The sequence below is a fragment of the Kribbella sp. NPDC058693 genome, from assembly GCF_042715335.1.
Lineage (GTDB): Bacteria > Actinomycetota > Actinomycetes > Propionibacteriales > Kribbellaceae > Kribbella > Kribbella jiaozuonensis.
In genome coordinates this window covers 1,993,258-2,008,917 of sequence record NZ_JBHXSQ010000001.1, presented here as the reverse complement: position 1 = coordinate 2,008,917, position 15,660 = coordinate 1,993,258, and the positions used below count along the sequence as shown (strand labels likewise).

Below are 15,660 nucleotides of genomic sequence, written 5' to 3'. Positions count from 1 at the left end.
GACTCCGGGAGTGGCCGTGTTGGGTGTGGAGGAGTTGCGGGGGCTGGTGGAGGCCGGCGAGGTTGACACGGTGTTGGTGGGGATCACCGATATGCAGGGGCGGTTGCAGGGGAAGCGGTGTGGGGCTCGGTACTTCCTGGAGGAAGTGCTGAAGCACGGGACCGAGGGGTGCAACTACCTGCTGGCTGTCGACGTGGACATGAACACCGTCGACGGTTACGCGATGTCGTCGTGGGAGCGGGGGTACGGCGACATGGTGATGGCGCCCGATCTCGACACGCTCCGGTTGGTCCCGTGGCTCGAAGGTACGGCGATGGTGTTGTGCGACGTGCAGTGGCTGGACGGACAGCCCGTGGTCGCCTCGCCGCGGCAGGTGCTTCGCAAGCAGCTCGATCGGCTGGCGGAGAAGAACCTCACGGCGTACGTCGGGACCGAGCTCGAGTTCATCGTGTTCGACGACACCTACGAGACCGCCTGGGACAAGCATTACCGCGGCCTCATCCCGGCCAACCAGTACAACGTCGACTACTCGCTCGTCGGCACCTCCCGGATCGAGCCGCTGCTGCGCGACATCCGCAACGGTATGACCGGCGCCGGGCTGTACGTCGAGTCCGCGAAGGGCGAGTGCAACCTCGGCCAGCACGAGATCGCCTTCCGGTACGACGAAGCGCTCGCCACCTGCGACAACCACTCGATCTACAAGACCGGCGCGAAAGAGATCGCCTCGAAGCATGGCAAGAGCCTCACGTTCATGGCGAAGTACGACGAACGCGAAGGTAACTCGTGCCACATCCACCTGAGCTTCCGCTCGACCGACGGCGACCCCGTCCTCGCCGGCGACCGTGACTACGGGTTCTCGCAGTTGATGGAGCAGTTCATCGCCGGACAGCTCGCCTGCCTGTCCGAGTTCACCTACCTGCTCGCGCCGAACATCAACTCCTACAAGCGATTCGCCAAGGGCAGCTTCGCCCCGACCGCGGTCGCGTGGGGTCTCGACAACCGCACCTGCTCGCTGCGCGTTGTCGGCCACGGCGACTCGCTCCGGGTCGAGAACCGCCTCCCCGGCGGCGACGTGAACCCGTACCTCGCCGTCGCCGCGATCATCGCCTCCGGCCTGCACGGCATCGAGAACGAACTCGAGCTCGAGCCGCTGCTCGAAGGCAACGCGTACGAGTCCGACAAGGAGCACGTCCCGTCCACCCTGCGCGAGGCCGCCGCGCTCTTCACCGGTTCGAAGCTGGCGCGCGAGGCGTTCGGCGACGAGATGGTCGACCACTACACGAACGCCGCGCGGGTCGAGCTCGATGCGTACGACGCCGCCGTCACCGACTGGGAGCGAGTCCGTGGTTTCGAACGACTCTAGGCCGCGCATCGGCATCACGACGTACCTGGAACCGGCCACCTGGGGGATCTGGCAGCGGGAGGCTGCCATCCTCCCGCGCGTCTACCTCGACGCCGTCGCGATGGCCGGAGGTACGCCGATCCTCCTCCCGCCGGTGGGAACCGACCCGTCGGTCATCGGCATCCTCGACGGTCTCGTCATCGCCGGCGGATGCGACGTCGATCCAGGTTCGTACGACGCGACGCCGCATCCCGAGACCGTCGACACGAGACCGGGCCGCGACGACCACGAAGCGGTCCTGATCCGCGCCGCCCTCGACTCCGATCTCCCGTTGCTCGCGATCTGCCGCGGCCTGCAGATGCTCAACGTCGCGCTGGGCGGAACCCTGCACCAGCACCTGCCCGAGGTGATCGCGACCGACGACCACCGCCCGTCGGAGGCCGTGTTCGCGCGCACCGACGTGAAGATCGAGCCCGGCACGCTCACCGCGCAGATCCTCGGCGAAGGTGCGACCGGCAGCTGCTACCACCACCAAGCCCTCGACGTCGTCGCGCCGACCCTCAAGATCACCGCCCGGGCCGGCGACGGGACCGTCGAGGCGGCCGAGGTCGAGGGCAAGGACTTCGCACTGGGCGTGCAGTGGCACCCGGAAGAGACGCCCGAGGACCTGCGGTTGTTCACCGCATTGATCAGGAGCACGCAATGACGCACGACGTACTCAATCCGGCCACCGAGAAGGTGATCCGGACCATCGAGCTCGCCGACGAGACCGAGGCCGATGCCGCGATCGCCCGCGCCGCCAAGGCCTTCGAAACCTGGCGGGACGTGAACCCGGCCGACCGCGGCAGGCTGCTCAGACGATTCGCGGACGCAGTCGACGCGGACCTGGAGAACCTGGCCGCGCTGGAGGTCGAGAACGCCGGCCACACGATCGGCAATGCCCGCTGGGAAGCCGGCAACGTCCGCGACGTCCTGACGTACTACGCGGCCGCGCCGGAACGCCTGTTCGGCAAGCAGATTCCTGTTGCTGGGGGCATCAATATCACCTTCCAGGAGCCGCTCGGCGTGGTCGGCGTGATCGTCCCGTGGAACTTCCCGATGCCCATTGCCGGCTGGGGTTTCGCACCAGCCCTTGCCGCCGGCAACACCGTCGTCCTCAAGCCGGCCGAGCTCACCCCGCTCACCGCGATCCGGCTCGGTGAGCTCGCCCTCGAAGCAGGTCTGCCGCCGGGCGTGTTCGAAGTCATCCCCGGTCCGGGGAGGACGGTCGGTCAGCGTTTCGTCACCCACCCGGCCGTCCGCAAGATCGTCTTCACCGGCTCCACGACGGTCGGCAAGCAGATCATGGCCGGCTGCGCGGACCAGGTGAAGCGGGTGACGCTCGAACTCGGCGGCAAGTCCGCGAACGTCGTGTTCGCCGACGCGGATCTCGAGAAGGCGGCAGCGCAGGCGCCGTACGGCGTGTTCGACAACGCGGGGCAGGATTGTTGCGCGCGGTCGCGGATCCTCGTCGAGCGCACGGCGTACGACCGATTCATGGAGTTGCTCGAACCAGCTGTGAAGAACTTCAAGGTCGGCGATCCGAGTGATCCCGCGACGGAGATGGGGCCGCTGATCTCGAAGGCTCAACTCGAGCAAGTCGCGTCGTACGTCCAGGAACCTGCCTTCCAGGGGACGGCACCCGCCGGGCCCGGGTTCTGGTTCCCGCCGACCGTGCTCGCGCCGCCGACCGAGCGAGCCTTGAAGGAAGAGATCTTCGGACCGGTCGTCGCGGTGATCCCGTTCGAGGACGAGGCGGACGCGGTGCGGATCGCGAACGACAGTGAGTACGGGCTGTCCGGCTCGATCTGGACCCGGGACGTCGGGCGCGCGATGCGGGTCGGTCGCGGCGTGGAGGCCGGCAACCTCTCGATCAACTCGAACTCGTCGGTCAGGTACTCGACGCCGTTCGGCGGTTACAAGCAGTCCGGCCTCGGCCGGGAGCTCGGTCCGGACGCGCTGGTCGCGTTCACCGAGACCAAGAACATCTTCATCAGCACGGAGGACTGAATGGACGTCAAGGCGCATCGGCTCGAAGGTCGCGTCGCGGTGGTCACCGGGGGTGCCAGCGGGATCGGCCTGGCCACGGTACGGCGGCTCGCCGCGGAGGGCGCACACGTCGTGATCGGCGACCTCGACCCGGACGCGGGCAAGACCGCAGCGGACGAGGTCGGCGGGCTGTTCATCGCCACCGACGTCACCGATGCCGCCGCGGTGGAGAACCTGTTCAAGCAGGCCTTCGACACCTACGGCAGCGTGGACATCGCGTTCAACAACGCGGGCATCTCGCCGCCTGACGACGCGTCGATCCTGGACACCGGTCTCGAGGCGTGGCGCAAGGTCCAGGAGGTCAACCTGACCTCGGTGTACCTCTGCTGCAAGGCCGCGATCCCGTACATGCAGCGGCAGAACAAGGGCTCGATCATCAACACCGCATCGTTCGTCGCCGTGATGGGTGCGGCCACTTCCCAGATCTCGTACTCCGCCTCCAAGGGCGGCGTACTGGCGATGAGCCGCGAGCTCGGGGTCGAGTTCGCCCGGCAGGGGATCCGGGTCAATGCGCTCTGCCCGGGCCCGGTGAACACGCCACTGCTGACCGAACTGTTCGCGAAGGACCCAGAGCGGGCCCAGCGCCGGCTCGTCCACGTCCCGATGGGCCGCTTCGGCGAACCCGACGAGATCGCCGCCGCGGTCGCCTTCCTGGCCAGCGACGACTCGTCCTTCATCACCGCCAACACGTTCCTCGTCGACGGCGGGATCTCCGGCGCCTATGTGACACCCATCTAGTCTGGGCACATGGTCGTTCAGGCAGACGAGGCGGTGTTCCGGCCGGTCCGGGCCGGGAACCCGTTCGAGGAGACGGTCGAGCGGTTGCTGCAGGCAATCAAGCTCGGCGTCGTCGTGCCCGGCGACCGGTTGCCGCCGGAGCGCGAGCTGGCGGCCCGGCTGAACGTCAGCCGGGTCACGCTCCGCGAGGCGATCCACGCGCTCACCGAGGCCGGGTACGTCGAATCCCGCCGCGGCCGGTACGGCGGTACGTTCGTCAACGAGCAGCTGCCGAAACCCCGTCGTACGACGGCCAAACGGCTCGCCCGCGACCTGGCCGACGGCCTGGACGACGCCCTCACGCTGCGATCAGTACTGGAAACCGGCGCCGCCGAAGCCGCCGCGACCCGCGAACTGAGCGACGTCGAGCGCGAGCACCTCGAACGTTGCCTCGCCGACACATCCGCCGCCCGTCTCGCCGACTACCGCCGCCTCGACTCCCGCCTGCACCTCGCGATCGCCGAGGTGACCGGCTCGCCGTCGCTGACGTCCGCGATGGCCGACGTCCGCATGCGCCTGAACGAACTCCTCGACGCGATCCCCCTGCTCGAGCGCAACATCCAGCACTCGAACGAACAGCACGCGGCGATCGTGACCGCGATCCTCGCCGGCCATCCGGAGGCCGCCCGGCAGGCGATGCAGGAACACCTCTCGGGTACGGCGGTCCTGCTGCACGGCTTTCTCGCCTGACTCCTTGACACTCGCGGGAGCGGGTGCCTCAATTGCGTAAAGGTCTGGGGGAAGACCATTGAGGCGCTGTGCTGTCTGGGTCTAGGAGGCTCAATGACTGACGACGAGGATCGCCTGCACCAACTGGGTTACGCACAGGAGCTGAACCGGACGATGTCCGGGTTCTCGAACTTCGCGGTGTCGTTCACGATCATCTCGATCCTGTCCGGCTGCTTGACGTTGTACGGGTTCGGGATGAACACCGGCGGCCCGGTGATGATCGTCTGGGGCTGGCCGATCGTCGGGCTGATGACGCTGCTCGTCGGCCTCGCCATGGCCGAGGTGTGCTCGAGCTACCCGACCGCCGGCGGCCTGTACTACTGGTCCGCGAAGCTGGCGCCGTCGAACGGCCCGGCCTGGTCCTGGTTCACCGGGTGGTTCAACTTCCTCGGCCAGGTCGCGGTGACGGCCGGGATCGACTTCGGGGCGGCGTTCTTCTTGAACGCGTTCCTCGACCTGCAGTTCGGGTTCAGTGCGACGCCGGGTCACACGATCCTGCTGTTCGGGCTGATCCTGCTGCTGCACGGCCTGCTGAACTCGTTCGGCGTGAAGCTGGTCGCGCGGCTGAACGACATCAGCGTCTGGTGGCACATCCTCGGCGTGCTGTTCATCGTCGGTGCGCTGGTGTTCGTGCCGGACAAGCACCAGTCGGCGTCGTTCGTGTTCGGCCATTTCGTCAACAACACCGGCTGGGGTTCGACGTTCTACGTCGCACTGCTCGGCCTGCTGCTGGCGCAGTACACCTTCACCGGGTACGACGCTTCGGCGCACATGACCGAGGAGACGCACGACGCCGCGCGCTCCGGTCCCCGTGGAATCGTGATGTCGATCCTGGTCTCCTTGGCAGCTGGATGGGTGCTGCTGATCGGTCTGACGTTCGCGATCCAGAGCTACGACGGTGCGCTGGACAGCTCCACCGGCGTACCTCCCGCGCAGATCTTCATCGACGCTGTCGGAGCGGTGACCGGCAAGATCCTGTTGCTGGTCGTGATCGGGGCGCAGTTGTTCTGCGGGATGTCTTCGGTGACGGCGAACTCGCGGATGATCTACGCGTTCTCCCGGGACGGCGCACTGCCGGGCTCGAAGTTCTGGCACAAGATCAACCACCGCACCCGGACGCCAACGAACGCGATCTGGCTGGCCGCGGCCGGTGCCTTCGTCCTCGGCCTGCCGTACCTGTGGAACGCGACGGCGTACGCCGCGGTCACGTCGATCGCCGTCATCGGTCTCTACATCGCCTACGTCCTGCCGACGCTGCTCCGACTCATGCAGGGTGACCGCTTCCAGCCCGGCCCGTGGAACCTGGGCCGGTGGAGCCGCCCGATCGGCATCGTGGCGATCGTCTGGGTCGCGTTCATCACGATCCTGTTCATGCTGCCCCAGGTCAGCCCGGTCACCGGCAGCACCTTCAACTACACCCCGGTCGCGGTTCTGGTCGTGCTCGGCTTCGCGGCGGCGTACTGGTTCCTGTCCGCCCGGCACTGGTTCACCGGGCCCAAGGTCCAGGGCAGCGAGGCGGAACTCGCCGCTATCGAACGCGATCTCGAGTCCATCTGATCCAACTCTCAACCGCCTGCCGTGCAAGAGATCGGCAGGCGGTTGAAGTTTGTTTACAACCATGCAGACCATCCGGTGCCGGGGCACGATCGTGCCGTCGCGACTGCTCGGATCTGGGCAAGAGTCGGTGACAGGATGGTGACCATCAAATTTCCGCATGTGACACTTGCCGTGTCGAACGGTCGTTTCCTGTGATAATCAGCGAAGGGAATCCTTCGGGGAGCTAGATGACTGACGACGAACTGGTCGGACGTGCAGGACTGGTCGAGCGAGCTACCAAGCAGCTCGAGACCAGCGGCAGCGTGCTGCTGTACGGACCGACCGGTATCGGCAAATCGGCCCTCGGCCGTGCCCTCGTCGCTGATCGCGGCCGGAAAGGCTGCCGGATCCTGAGCGCGGCCCCGTCCAACTCCGAGGCCGGCCTGCCGTACGTCACGCTCCTCGATCTCCTCTCCAACCAGCTCGAGTTCGCCTGGGGAGTGCTGCCGGATCACCTCCGCCAGCCGCTCGAGGTAGCGCTGCTGAAGGCGTCAGCCCCCGACACGGTGCGGGACGAGCTTGCCGTGCGCCTCGCAGTACTGCATGTACTTCGACGTCTGGCCGCCACCGGGCCGGTGCTCCTGGTCGTCGACGACATCCAGTGGGTGGACCCGTCGAGCCTCGAGGTGCTCACGTTCTGCGCCCGCCGCCTGTCCGAGGGCGTGCATCTGCTCGCGACCGAGCAGGTGGCCGACGGCGATCTGCCGATGATGGTCGACGCGTGCCCGGAGCCCGTGCTGCAGCTCGAGGTTCCGCCGTTGACCGAGCCGGATGTCCTCGCCCTGCTCCGCCAGCGCCTCTCGAGCCCGCTCCCGGTCCGCACTGCCCGCCGCATCTTCACCGCGAGCGCCGGCAACCCGTTCATGGCCCTCGAGCTCGGTCGCGCCGTACTGCGGCACCCGAAGAGCGTCTCGCCCAACGACCCGCTCCCGGTGTCCAGCCGTCTCAAGACCCTGCTCGGCGACCGCCTGTCCACGCTCGAGCCGGCCGCGCACGAGTTGCTCCTGCATGCCGCGTCGTCGCCGCGCCCGACCACGACCCAGCTCGCCCGGTCCCTCGACCGGCCGATCGAGGCCGACCTGGCCGAGGCGGAGTCCCTCGGCCTGATCGACATCTCCGCCGAGCGCCTGCGCTTCACCCACCCGCTGCTCCGCGAGTTCGTGTACGCCGAAGCAACGTCGGCCGCCCGCCGCCAGGCCCACGCCCAGCTCGCCGCCGTCGTCGACGAACCGGTCGAGAACGCGACCCACCGGGCCCTCGCCACGCAAGAGGCCGACCCGGAGCTGGCCGCCGCGATCGAAGAGGCCGCCACCGTCGCAGCCGGCCGAGGCGCGCCCGGTGCCGCCGCGACCCTGTGGCGACTGAGCGCGGAGCGTACGCCGATCACGCGGCCGGACGACCGCGCCCGCCGGCTGACCCGGGCTTCCGACGACGCCGCAGCCGCAGGTCATCTCGCGGAGTCGGCCGACATGGCGCAGTTCGCCGTACAGGCCGCGACGAAGCCCGAGACCAAGGTGCCTGCGCTGCTGCTGTGCGCGGATGCGGTCTGGCCGGAGCGCGATCGCCGGGTCGAGCTGCTCGCGGAGGCGTTCGCCGCGGCCAAGGGCGACAAGCGGCTCGAGGCGCGGGTGCGGATCGAGCGCAGCCACAGCCACTACTTCGATCGCAGCCTGGACGACGCGCAGGAGGACGCCCGCGTCGCCGAGGCGTTGGCACGCGAGGCGGGCGACACCGAGGCGATCGTCGATGCTCTGAGCGCGGCGAGCTCGGTGTTGATGGCGCGGGACGCCGAGGAGTCCGCGGACGCCGTACTCGAGCAGGCTGCCGAGATGGCGAAGGGGCTGCCGCTCACCAAGACGGTTGTGAATGCCCGGCAGATGGCTGCGATGCGCGAGCTGTTCCGGGGGCGGACGGACGAGGCGATCAACCGGATCACGGGGCTGGTCGACGACGTCCGCGACCACGGCGCGATGCGCTGGCTCGCGTCCGCGCTGATCTCGGCGACCGCGATCTACGAGCGCAGCGGGCGCGGCGCCGACGCGCTGGCCGCCGGTCACGAGTGCTACCAGCTGATGCAGGACATCGGTGACGAGGCCGAGGTCGGCATGATCATCGCCAGCCGGGCCGAGTGGGTCGGCGGTTCGGCGGCCATGGGCCGGCAGCTCGCCGAGGCCGCGCTCGAAGGGGTCCGCCTGGTCGGGAACGACGAGTGGACCGGCCCCGCGCTCGCGAGCATCGGGCTGATGGCGGTGCTGACCGGCGACCCGCAGCGAGCGGTCGAATCGTTCGACGCGATCGCGGAGTCTGGCGAGGCGGCAATGCCGTACGACCCGGCCGTGATCCCGTGGCACGCGGACTACGCCGAGGCGCTGGTCGCGGCCGGCCGGTTGGAGGACGCGGCCGCGCTGATCGCCGAGATCCGGGCCCGCGCCGACAACCTGGACCGTGAAGTGATCATGATCGGCCTGGCCCGGTCCGAGGCGCTCTTGATCGCCAAGCAGGGCGACCCGGCCGCGGCCCTCGACCTCCTCGAGAAGACGATCAGTACGGCGGGGGACCGCGTCTACCCGCTCGACCTGGCCCGCTGCGAGCTCACCCGCGGCCGGGTCGCCCGGCAGGCGCGTCGCCGTTCGGTCGCGCGGACCGCGTTCCTGGACGCGATCGAGCAGTTCGAGGCGTACGGCGCTCCCGCCTGGCGCGAGGTGGCCGAGACCGAGCTCGCGCGCCTCGACGTACCGAGCCGGAGCCGGCAGCCTTCGGAGCTGACCGACAACGAGCAGCAGATCGTCTCGATGGTCCGCGACGGCTCCACCAACCGCGAGATCGCCGCCGCGCTGTACCTGTCGGTGAAGGCGGTCGAGTCCCAGCTGACCCGCCTGTACCGGCGCTTCGGGGTGGCCAACCGGACCCAGCTGCTCCGGACGGTCGACCGGCCCGGTAACAATGGTTAGGTGAAGTTAGAACGGAAACACGCCCTCGTCCTGCTCGCCATCGCGGCCTGGAACGTCGTCACCTACCTGCGCTTCATCAAGGCGCTGATGGACACCGAGGGGCGCCCGACCGGGTACTACGTGGCGCACACGATCCTGGTGATCGTGAACCTGCTGATCGCGGTACTGCTCGGCACGTGGGGTGTGCGCGCGTACAAGGCGGCTAAGGCTTCACAAAGCTCGCCGGTGTGACACCGAGCAGTTTCCGGAAGTGCCGGTTCAGGTGTGACTGGTCGTAGAACCCGGCCAGCGTCGCCACCTCGGCGGCCGGATGCCCGTCGAGCAGATAGCGCCGGGCCAGATCGACCCGGCGGCCGGTCAGATACCGGTGCGGCGGCATCCCGTACTCCCGGCTGAACGCCCGGACAAGATGCGCCGGATGGGCATGCACCACCTTCGCCGCATCCTCCAGGGTGATCCCGTCGGTCACCTTGGCGTCGAGGAGCTCGCGCAGTTGCACGGCCACGCCGGCGTCCCGCCGGTCCGGTGGATCGACCACCTGCCGACGGAGATGCTGGCCGAGGCGCTCCTCGATCAGCGTCAGACGGCTCTGGGCTTCCAGATCCTCCTGCCCGTTCTTCAGTACGCCGTGCAGCTGATGGATCCGGTGCCGCAGCAGCGGGTCGACGTACTCCGGGTGGTCGACAGCCGCGCCGATCAAGCCGTCGCCCAGCCGATCAGGCGCCAGATAGAGCACCCGCTTCCGGAAGCCCTGCGGCAGGACCGATCGCCCGTCGTGCGGCACGTGCGGTGGCAGCAGCGAGACCTGCGCCTGGGCGAGACCGTGCTCGCGGTGATCCAGGTCGTACCGGACCGCGCCCTCGTCGACGATCAGCACGGTCCACGCATCGTGCGTGTGCGTCGGGTACGCGTGCGACGGGAAATGGGCGTGCAGCACCTCGACGACCCCAGCCAGCCCGGGCCGCCACGCCCGGACCACGGCGCCGCTGCTCATACTCAGAACATACGCTTCTGGGCGTGAAGGTATACGTGAGTGCAGATATGGAAGGCATCACCGGACTGGTCGACGCGGAGGACGTCCAGCCGCCGGGGCGGGACTACGAGCGCAGCCGGGTGATGATGACCGAGGATGTGAACGCCGCCATCCGCGGGGCGTACGCCGCCGGCGCGACGGCCGTCCTGGTCAACGACGCGCACGGCCCGATGCGGAACCTTCTCCCCGATCTGCTCGATCCGCGTGCTCGCCTGATCAAGGGCCGGCCGAAGCCGATGGGCATGATCGAGGGCCTGTCTTCGGAGTACGACGCGGTGCTGTGCGTCGGCTTCCACTCGCGCGCCGGCGTTCTCGGCGTACTGAGTCACAGCTTCATGGGCCACGAGATCGAGGACATCTGGCTCGACGATCGCCCCACCGGCGAGATCGGGCTGCTCCACGCGGCGGCTGCGGCGTACGGCGTACCTGTGGCGCTTCTGACCGGCGACGACACCGCCTGCGACGAGACGAAGTCGTGGGATCCCAGCGTGGCCACTGTCCCGGTCAAGTTCGCCAAGGACCGCTTCGCCGCGCAATTGGTCCCGGTCGCCGAGGCACGCGAGGCCATCGAGACCGCCACAACCCAGGCCCTGGCCAACCTCGCCGCAGCGTCTGACCACGGCCTCCACCGGCTCACGGTTCGGTGGCAGTCCGCCTCGGTCGCCCTGCACCTCGGTGCGATCCCCGGCGTCGAGCGTCAGGACGACCGCACGGTGACTGTGGAAGGCGAGATGCTCCAGCTCTACCGCCTGTTCAACCTGTTCTTGCGGGTCTGCACGGCCGTCACCTCGAACCAGCCGTACTGCTGAGGACCTTCAGGAGCAGGTCAGGGCTCTCCAGTTGGGGGAGGTGCCCGGTGTGCTCGAGGAGCTCGAAGGCGGCGTTGGGGATGGCATCGGCGTACGTGCGGCCGTAGGTGAGGTCGCCGATGCGGTCGCTGTCGCCCCAGATCACCGTGGTGGGGATGGTCATTGCGGCCAGGCGGGCTTGGAGGGTCGGGTCTTCCATCGTGGCGGCGTAAACCGCCAGGGCGGCTCGGTTGCCGGCTAGTTGGGCCTGGGCTTCCGGCGGCAGCTGGGCCGGGTCGATGCGGAAGGCGTCGGGGTTGTAGTAGCTGAGCTCGGCCAGCTCCGGGAAGGTCAGCGAGAAGAAGTCCGCGACCGGGTGGCCGGGGACCTGCAGGCCGACGCCGTCGACGATCACCAGTCCGGTGACCCGCGGCGAGTTGAGCAGGGCGAGCTCCGCCGCGATCCAGCCGCCGATCGAGTTGCCGATCACCAGCACGTCGTCGAGGTCGAGCTGGTCAAGCAGGTCGGCGTAGAGCTCGGCGATCCCGCGGATCGTGGTGAGCTCGTCCGGGCGCGGGGTCCCGCCGAAGCCGGGATGCGTGGGTACGACGACGTGGGCGGGCAGCTCGGCCGCGAGGCGCACGCCGAAGGGCGCGACGGTCTGGGGACCGCCACCACCGTGAAGTAACAGGACGGGCCGGCCGGTGCCGTGTTCCTCGAAGGTCTGCATATAAGGAACCTTAGATCAACTTGCTTATATAAACAACCTGCTATTGTGATCGCCGTGGAGCCTTCCGTGCAGGACATCGGGATCGCGGTCAAGCGGTTGCAGTGGCGTCATCACACCGAGGCGAGCAAACGCCTGGCCGGGCTCGGGGTCTCGCTGCCGCAGTGGGACGTGCTCCGCCGGCTGCACGAGGCTCCGGATGCTTCGCTCCACGATCTGGCGCAGCGCACGTTCCAGACCGACCAGTCGATGGGCTCGCTGGCCACCCGGATGATCGCCCGCGGGCTGATCGAGCGCGTCGAGGGCCGGGGTCGCGCCGTACGGCATGCCCTGACTCCGGAGGGTGAGCGGATCCGCAAGGCCGGCGCGAAGATCCTCGAATCCGTCCTCACCGAGTCGCTCAGCCCGTTGAGTCCGGCGGAGCGGTCGACGCTGCACAAACTGCTGACGAAGGTCGGAGAGGCTTAAAACGTACAAGACCGCCGCCTGGGTCGAGGGCGACCATCGATGGTGTGGATGAGCCGATCAGATTCGATACGAAGATCGCCGTACTGCTGCGCGACGATCTGGCCGTGTGGCAGCGCTTGAACGTGACCGCGTTCCTGGTCAGCGGGATCGCCGCGACCCACCCGGAGGTCGTGGGCGAGCCCTACGAAGACGCCGACGAGACCAAGTACCTGCCGATGTTCCGCCAGCCCGTGCTGGTGTTCGAGGGCAGCAAGGAGTTCATGGCGACCGCGCACGAGCGCGCGCTCCGCCGGGAGCTCGAGCACGCCGTGTTCACCCAGGACTTGTTTGCTACGGGCAACGACCGGGACAACCGGGCCGCGGTGAAGGCGGTGTCGACCACGGACCTCGACCTGGTCGGTATCGCCCTGTGCGGCCCGAAGAACGCGGTCGACAAGGTCCTCAAGGGCGCCGCCATGCACCACTGAGATAGCGCTCCGGCGCGAACGGCCGCAGCTCGCGTGACCGTACGTCGTCCAGCATCAGCGGTACGACGTGCCGCGCGGTCCCGGGCGCCAGCGTCAAGCCGAGCATCCCGTGCCCGGTGGCGACGTACAGACCGCGCCGGCCGGGGATCGCCCCGATCAGCGGCAGGCTGTCCGGCGTCGCGGGCCGCATGCCGGCGAACGTTGCCGTCGACAACCCCGGCCGCCAGTCGGCGAAGTACGGCGTGGTCCGATCGAGTACTGCGGCCAGCCGGCGTTCGGTGATCGGGCCGCCCGGCCGACCGAGATCGAGCCGCGCCGCGACCCGTACGCCGTCGGCGAACGGCGTGACCGCGATACTCGGCTCGACGAGCTTCACCGCGACCCGCGGAGCGAGGCCCGTGCCCGGGGTGGTGATGCTGTAACCGGTTGCCGCCAGCAACGGAATTCGTACGCCGAGCACCGCGAGCAACTCGGTCGACCAGGCACCGGCCGCGACGAGCACCCGATCCGCCGTGAACCGCCCGACGCTGGTCTCGACGTCCCACCCCGGCCGCAGTCGGCTGACCGTCGCGTTGACCAGCCGGCCGGTGAACTGCTCGCGCAAGGCCCGCAGTACCTGCTCGGGCCTCACCTGCACCTCGTCGACCGCATGCACGCCTCCGACGACGGCCGGACCCAGCGCGGGCTCGCGCAACCGCGCCGACGGCCCGTCGAGAATGTCGTACCCGCCCTTGTACCCGGCCGCCGTCGTCGCCTCGGCCAACTGCGCGACCTCGTCCAGCCCCGCCTGCGTCACCGCGGTCATCAACAACCCGGTCTGCCGCAACTCCAGGTCGGATGTCTCCTGCAACCGGGCGAAGTCGTCCACACACCCCGCTCCCAGATCCAGTACGGCGCGCAGCCCCGCGGCGTACTGACGCGCCGAACCGCTCCGCACGAACCCGACGATCCATCGCAACAACGTCGACGTCAGCCGCGGCGCGACGCTGAACGGCGCCTCCCGATGCAGCACCTGGCGCGCGGAGTGCAGCAGCACACCAGGCCCGGACAACGGCGCCGACAACGCAGGCACCACCCACCCGGCTGCGGCGGGCGAGGCGAATCCGCTCTGCGGCCCGGCGTCCAGCACGGTGACGTCGGCGCCCGCCTCGGCCAGAGCGACGGCGGACCACAGGCCGATCACGCCGCCGCCGATCACGATGATGCGCATCTACTGCCCCGCCGCATAGGAGGCAAGGAACGTCCGCGTCCGCAGCTCCTGCGGCTTGCCGAGTACGTCGGCGGGCGCACCCTGCTCGACGATCCGGCCGCCGTCGACGAACACCACCCAGTCCGCCACATCCCGCGCGAACGGCAGCTCGTGCGTCACCAGCACCATCGTCATCCCGTCCGCAGCGAGCTCGCGCATCACCCGCAGTACCTCGGCCGTCGATTCCGGGTCCAGCGAAGAGGTCGGCTCGTCGAAGAGCAGGACGGACGGCTTCAACGCCAGTGCACGCGCGATCGCGACCCGCTGTTGCTCACCACCCGACATCTGCTCCGGATACGCGACCGCCCGATGCGCCAGCCCGACGCGGCGCAGCAGTTGCACGGCCCGCTCCAGGGCGTCTTTCTCGGGTACGCCGGCGCGCAGCTGCGCGAGCATCACGTTCTCGACCGCGGTCAGATGCGGGAACAGGTTGAACCGCTGGAAGACCATGCCGACCGACTGCCGCAGCTTCGCCAGGTCGCGGCATTCCATCGAGGAACCCTTGAAGATCGTCTCGCCGGCCACCTCCAGCAGCCCGCGGTCCGGACGCTCGAGCAGGTTCAGACAGCGCAGCAACGTGGTCTTGCCACCGCCGCTCTGACCGATGATCGCGACGATCTTCTGGTTCCGGACGTTCAGGCTGACGCCGTCGAGCACCAGCCGCCCGTCGAACGACTTGCTCAGGTCCTCGATCCGTACGACGACGTCGTTGAGCGCGTGGACGGTCATGATGCCGCTCCTTCCAGCATGGCGCGGGCTGCCTTGAGCCGGCGCCGGCGTCGCGGTGTGAGCGGCACACCGGCCCGGATCTTCCGCTCCAGCCAGAGCAGGCCCTGGGAGAGCGGGTAGCAGAGCGCGAAGTAGATCGCCGCGATCACGAGGTACACCTCGAGCGCGCGGAACGTCGCCGACGTGATCAGCCGGCCCTCGGACATCAGCTCGGCGGCCGAGATCGTGACGAGCAGCGACGTGGACTTGAGCAGGTCGACGAGCATCGTGTTCGTGCCCGGAAGTGCCGAGCGCAGCGCCTGCGGGAAGACGACGTACGCGAAGGTGCTGACCTTGCCGAGCCCGAGCGCCTCCGACGCCTCCTGCTGACCGGCGTGCACGCCGGCGATCGCCGAGCGGAAGATCTCCGACAGGTACGCCGCGTAGAAGACGATCAGGCTGACGCAGCCGGCGCTGAACACGCCCAGTTTGAGGCCGACGGACGCGAGACCGAAGTACGTCACGAAGATGATCGCGAGCAGCGGGATGTTCTTGAACAGTTCGGTGTAGATCGCGGCCGGGATCCGGAGCACGCGATGGCGGCTGACCCGGAGCAGGGCGAGGGCGAGCCCGAGGACGGCGGCGCCGGCGAAGCTCGCGATCGTGTAGAGGACCGTCCGTTCCAGTCCGTCCAGCAGGGCGGGAGCGTAGTCGCTCCAGGGAACTTGGAACATCAT

At 68.7% G+C, this 15,660-nt stretch carries 16 protein-coding genes; 11 read left to right on the top strand and 5 right to left on the bottom strand.

All coding sequences use genetic code 11. The annotated features are described in order from the left end of the window. The first annotated feature begins 10 nt into the window (after positions 1-10). The 8 genes from ACFWUU_RS09600 to ACFWUU_RS09565 all read left to right on the top strand — a co-directional run bounded on the left by ACFWUU_RS09600 (position 11) and on the right by ACFWUU_RS09565 (position 9,714). The gene (locus ACFWUU_RS09600; RefSeq protein ID WP_380174191.1) at positions 11-1,363 is read left to right on the top strand and encodes a glutamine synthetase family protein; all 1,353 of its coding nucleotides are present in this window, start codon (positions 11-13) and stop codon (positions 1,361-1,363) included. After that, positions 1,344-2,048 carry a gamma-glutamyl-gamma-aminobutyrate hydrolase family protein gene (locus tag ACFWUU_RS09595; RefSeq protein ID WP_380174189.1) on the top strand — a complete coding sequence of 235 codons (705 nt, stop codon included), beginning with the start codon at positions 1,344-1,346 and terminating at the stop codon, positions 2,046-2,048. The genes ACFWUU_RS09600 and ACFWUU_RS09595 overlap by 20 nt, the downstream gene beginning before the upstream one ends. Beyond that, positions 2,045-3,391, top strand: a complete 1,347-nt coding sequence (locus ACFWUU_RS09590; RefSeq protein WP_380174187.1) for an aldehyde dehydrogenase family protein — start codon at positions 2,045-2,047, stop codon at positions 3,389-3,391. Before ACFWUU_RS09595 ends, ACFWUU_RS09590 begins: the two co-directional genes overlap by 4 nt. Further along, positions 3,392-4,168 carry a 3-oxoacyl-ACP reductase gene (locus ACFWUU_RS09585; RefSeq protein ID WP_380174185.1) on the top strand — a complete coding sequence of 259 codons (777 nt, stop codon included), beginning with the start codon at positions 3,392-3,394 and terminating at the stop codon, positions 4,166-4,168. A gap of 9 nt (positions 4,169-4,177) precedes the next feature. Further along, complete coding sequence (locus ACFWUU_RS09580; protein ID WP_380174183.1) at positions 4,178-4,897, top strand: FadR/GntR family transcriptional regulator; 720 nt, start codon at positions 4,178-4,180, stop codon at positions 4,895-4,897. A 93-nt stretch (positions 4,898-4,990) separates the two neighbouring features. Continuing rightward, positions 4,991-6,493 carry an amino acid permease gene (locus ACFWUU_RS09575; RefSeq protein WP_380174181.1) on the top strand — a complete coding sequence of 501 codons (1,503 nt, stop codon included), beginning with the start codon at positions 4,991-4,993 and terminating at the stop codon, positions 6,491-6,493. Positions 6,494-6,720: 227 nt separating this feature from the next. Beyond that, positions 6,721-9,483 (top strand): AAA family ATPase, encoded by a 2,763-nt coding sequence (locus tag ACFWUU_RS09570; protein ID WP_380174178.1) that lies wholly within the window; start codon positions 6,721-6,723, stop codon positions 9,481-9,483. Continuing rightward, positions 9,484-9,714 carry an SCO4848 family membrane protein gene (locus ACFWUU_RS09565; protein WP_137252783.1) on the top strand — a complete coding sequence of 77 codons (231 nt, stop codon included), beginning with the start codon at positions 9,484-9,486 and terminating at the stop codon, positions 9,712-9,714. It begins immediately after the preceding gene. Here the strand turns inward: ACFWUU_RS09565 and ACFWUU_RS09560 are convergent. Then, the gene (locus tag ACFWUU_RS09560; RefSeq protein ID WP_137252784.1) at positions 9,686-10,477 is read right to left on the bottom strand and encodes an AraC family transcriptional regulator; all 792 of its coding nucleotides are present in this window, start codon (positions 10,475-10,477) and stop codon (positions 9,686-9,688) included. The two genes, ACFWUU_RS09565 and ACFWUU_RS09560, sit on opposite strands and share 29 nt — an antisense overlap. Positions 10,478-10,500: 23 nt before the next feature. Here ACFWUU_RS09560 and ACFWUU_RS09555 point away from each other — a divergent pair, with 23 nt between their 5' ends. Further along, the gene (locus ACFWUU_RS09555) at positions 10,501-11,325 is read left to right on the top strand and encodes a M55 family metallopeptidase (RefSeq protein WP_380174175.1); all 825 of its coding nucleotides are present in this window, start codon (positions 10,501-10,503) and stop codon (positions 11,323-11,325) included. On the opposite strand, the gene ACFWUU_RS09550 is transcribed toward ACFWUU_RS09555, so the two are convergent. Continuing rightward, a complete protein-coding gene (locus tag ACFWUU_RS09550) occupies positions 11,300-12,034 on the bottom strand; it encodes an alpha/beta fold hydrolase (protein WP_380174173.1) in 735 nt (244 codons plus the stop codon). The two genes, ACFWUU_RS09555 and ACFWUU_RS09550, sit on opposite strands and share 26 nt — an antisense overlap. Positions 12,035-12,088: 54 nt before the next feature. Here ACFWUU_RS09550 and ACFWUU_RS09545 point away from each other — a divergent pair, with 54 nt between their 5' ends. Both ACFWUU_RS09545 and ACFWUU_RS09540 read left to right on the top strand, forming a co-directional pair. Further along, on the top strand, positions 12,089-12,499 hold the full coding sequence (locus ACFWUU_RS09545) for a MarR family winged helix-turn-helix transcriptional regulator (protein WP_380174171.1): 411 nt from the start codon (positions 12,089-12,091) through the stop codon (positions 12,497-12,499). Positions 12,500-12,543: 44 nt separating this feature from the next. Then, on the top strand, positions 12,544-12,966 hold the full coding sequence (locus ACFWUU_RS09540) for a DUF2000 family protein (RefSeq protein ID WP_380174169.1): 423 nt from the start codon (positions 12,544-12,546) through the stop codon (positions 12,964-12,966). On the opposite strand, the gene ACFWUU_RS09535 is transcribed toward ACFWUU_RS09540, so the two are convergent. From ACFWUU_RS09535 to ACFWUU_RS09525, 3 genes are read right to left on the bottom strand one after another with little or no spacing between them, the layout of a single operon-like run. Then, positions 12,941-14,176, bottom strand: coding sequence for an NAD(P)/FAD-dependent oxidoreductase (locus ACFWUU_RS09535; RefSeq protein ID WP_380174167.1), 1,236 nt, complete (start codon positions 14,174-14,176; stop codon positions 12,941-12,943). The two genes, ACFWUU_RS09540 and ACFWUU_RS09535, sit on opposite strands and share 26 nt — an antisense overlap. Continuing rightward, the gene (locus ACFWUU_RS09530) at positions 14,177-14,944 is read right to left on the bottom strand and encodes an amino acid ABC transporter ATP-binding protein (protein ID WP_380174165.1); all 768 of its coding nucleotides are present in this window, start codon (positions 14,942-14,944) and stop codon (positions 14,177-14,179) included. Beyond that, complete coding sequence (locus tag ACFWUU_RS09525) at positions 14,941-15,657, bottom strand: amino acid ABC transporter permease (protein WP_380174163.1); 717 nt, start codon at positions 15,655-15,657, stop codon at positions 14,941-14,943. Before ACFWUU_RS09525 ends, ACFWUU_RS09530 begins: the two co-directional genes overlap by 4 nt. Between the last annotated feature and the right edge of the window lie 3 nt (positions 15,658-15,660).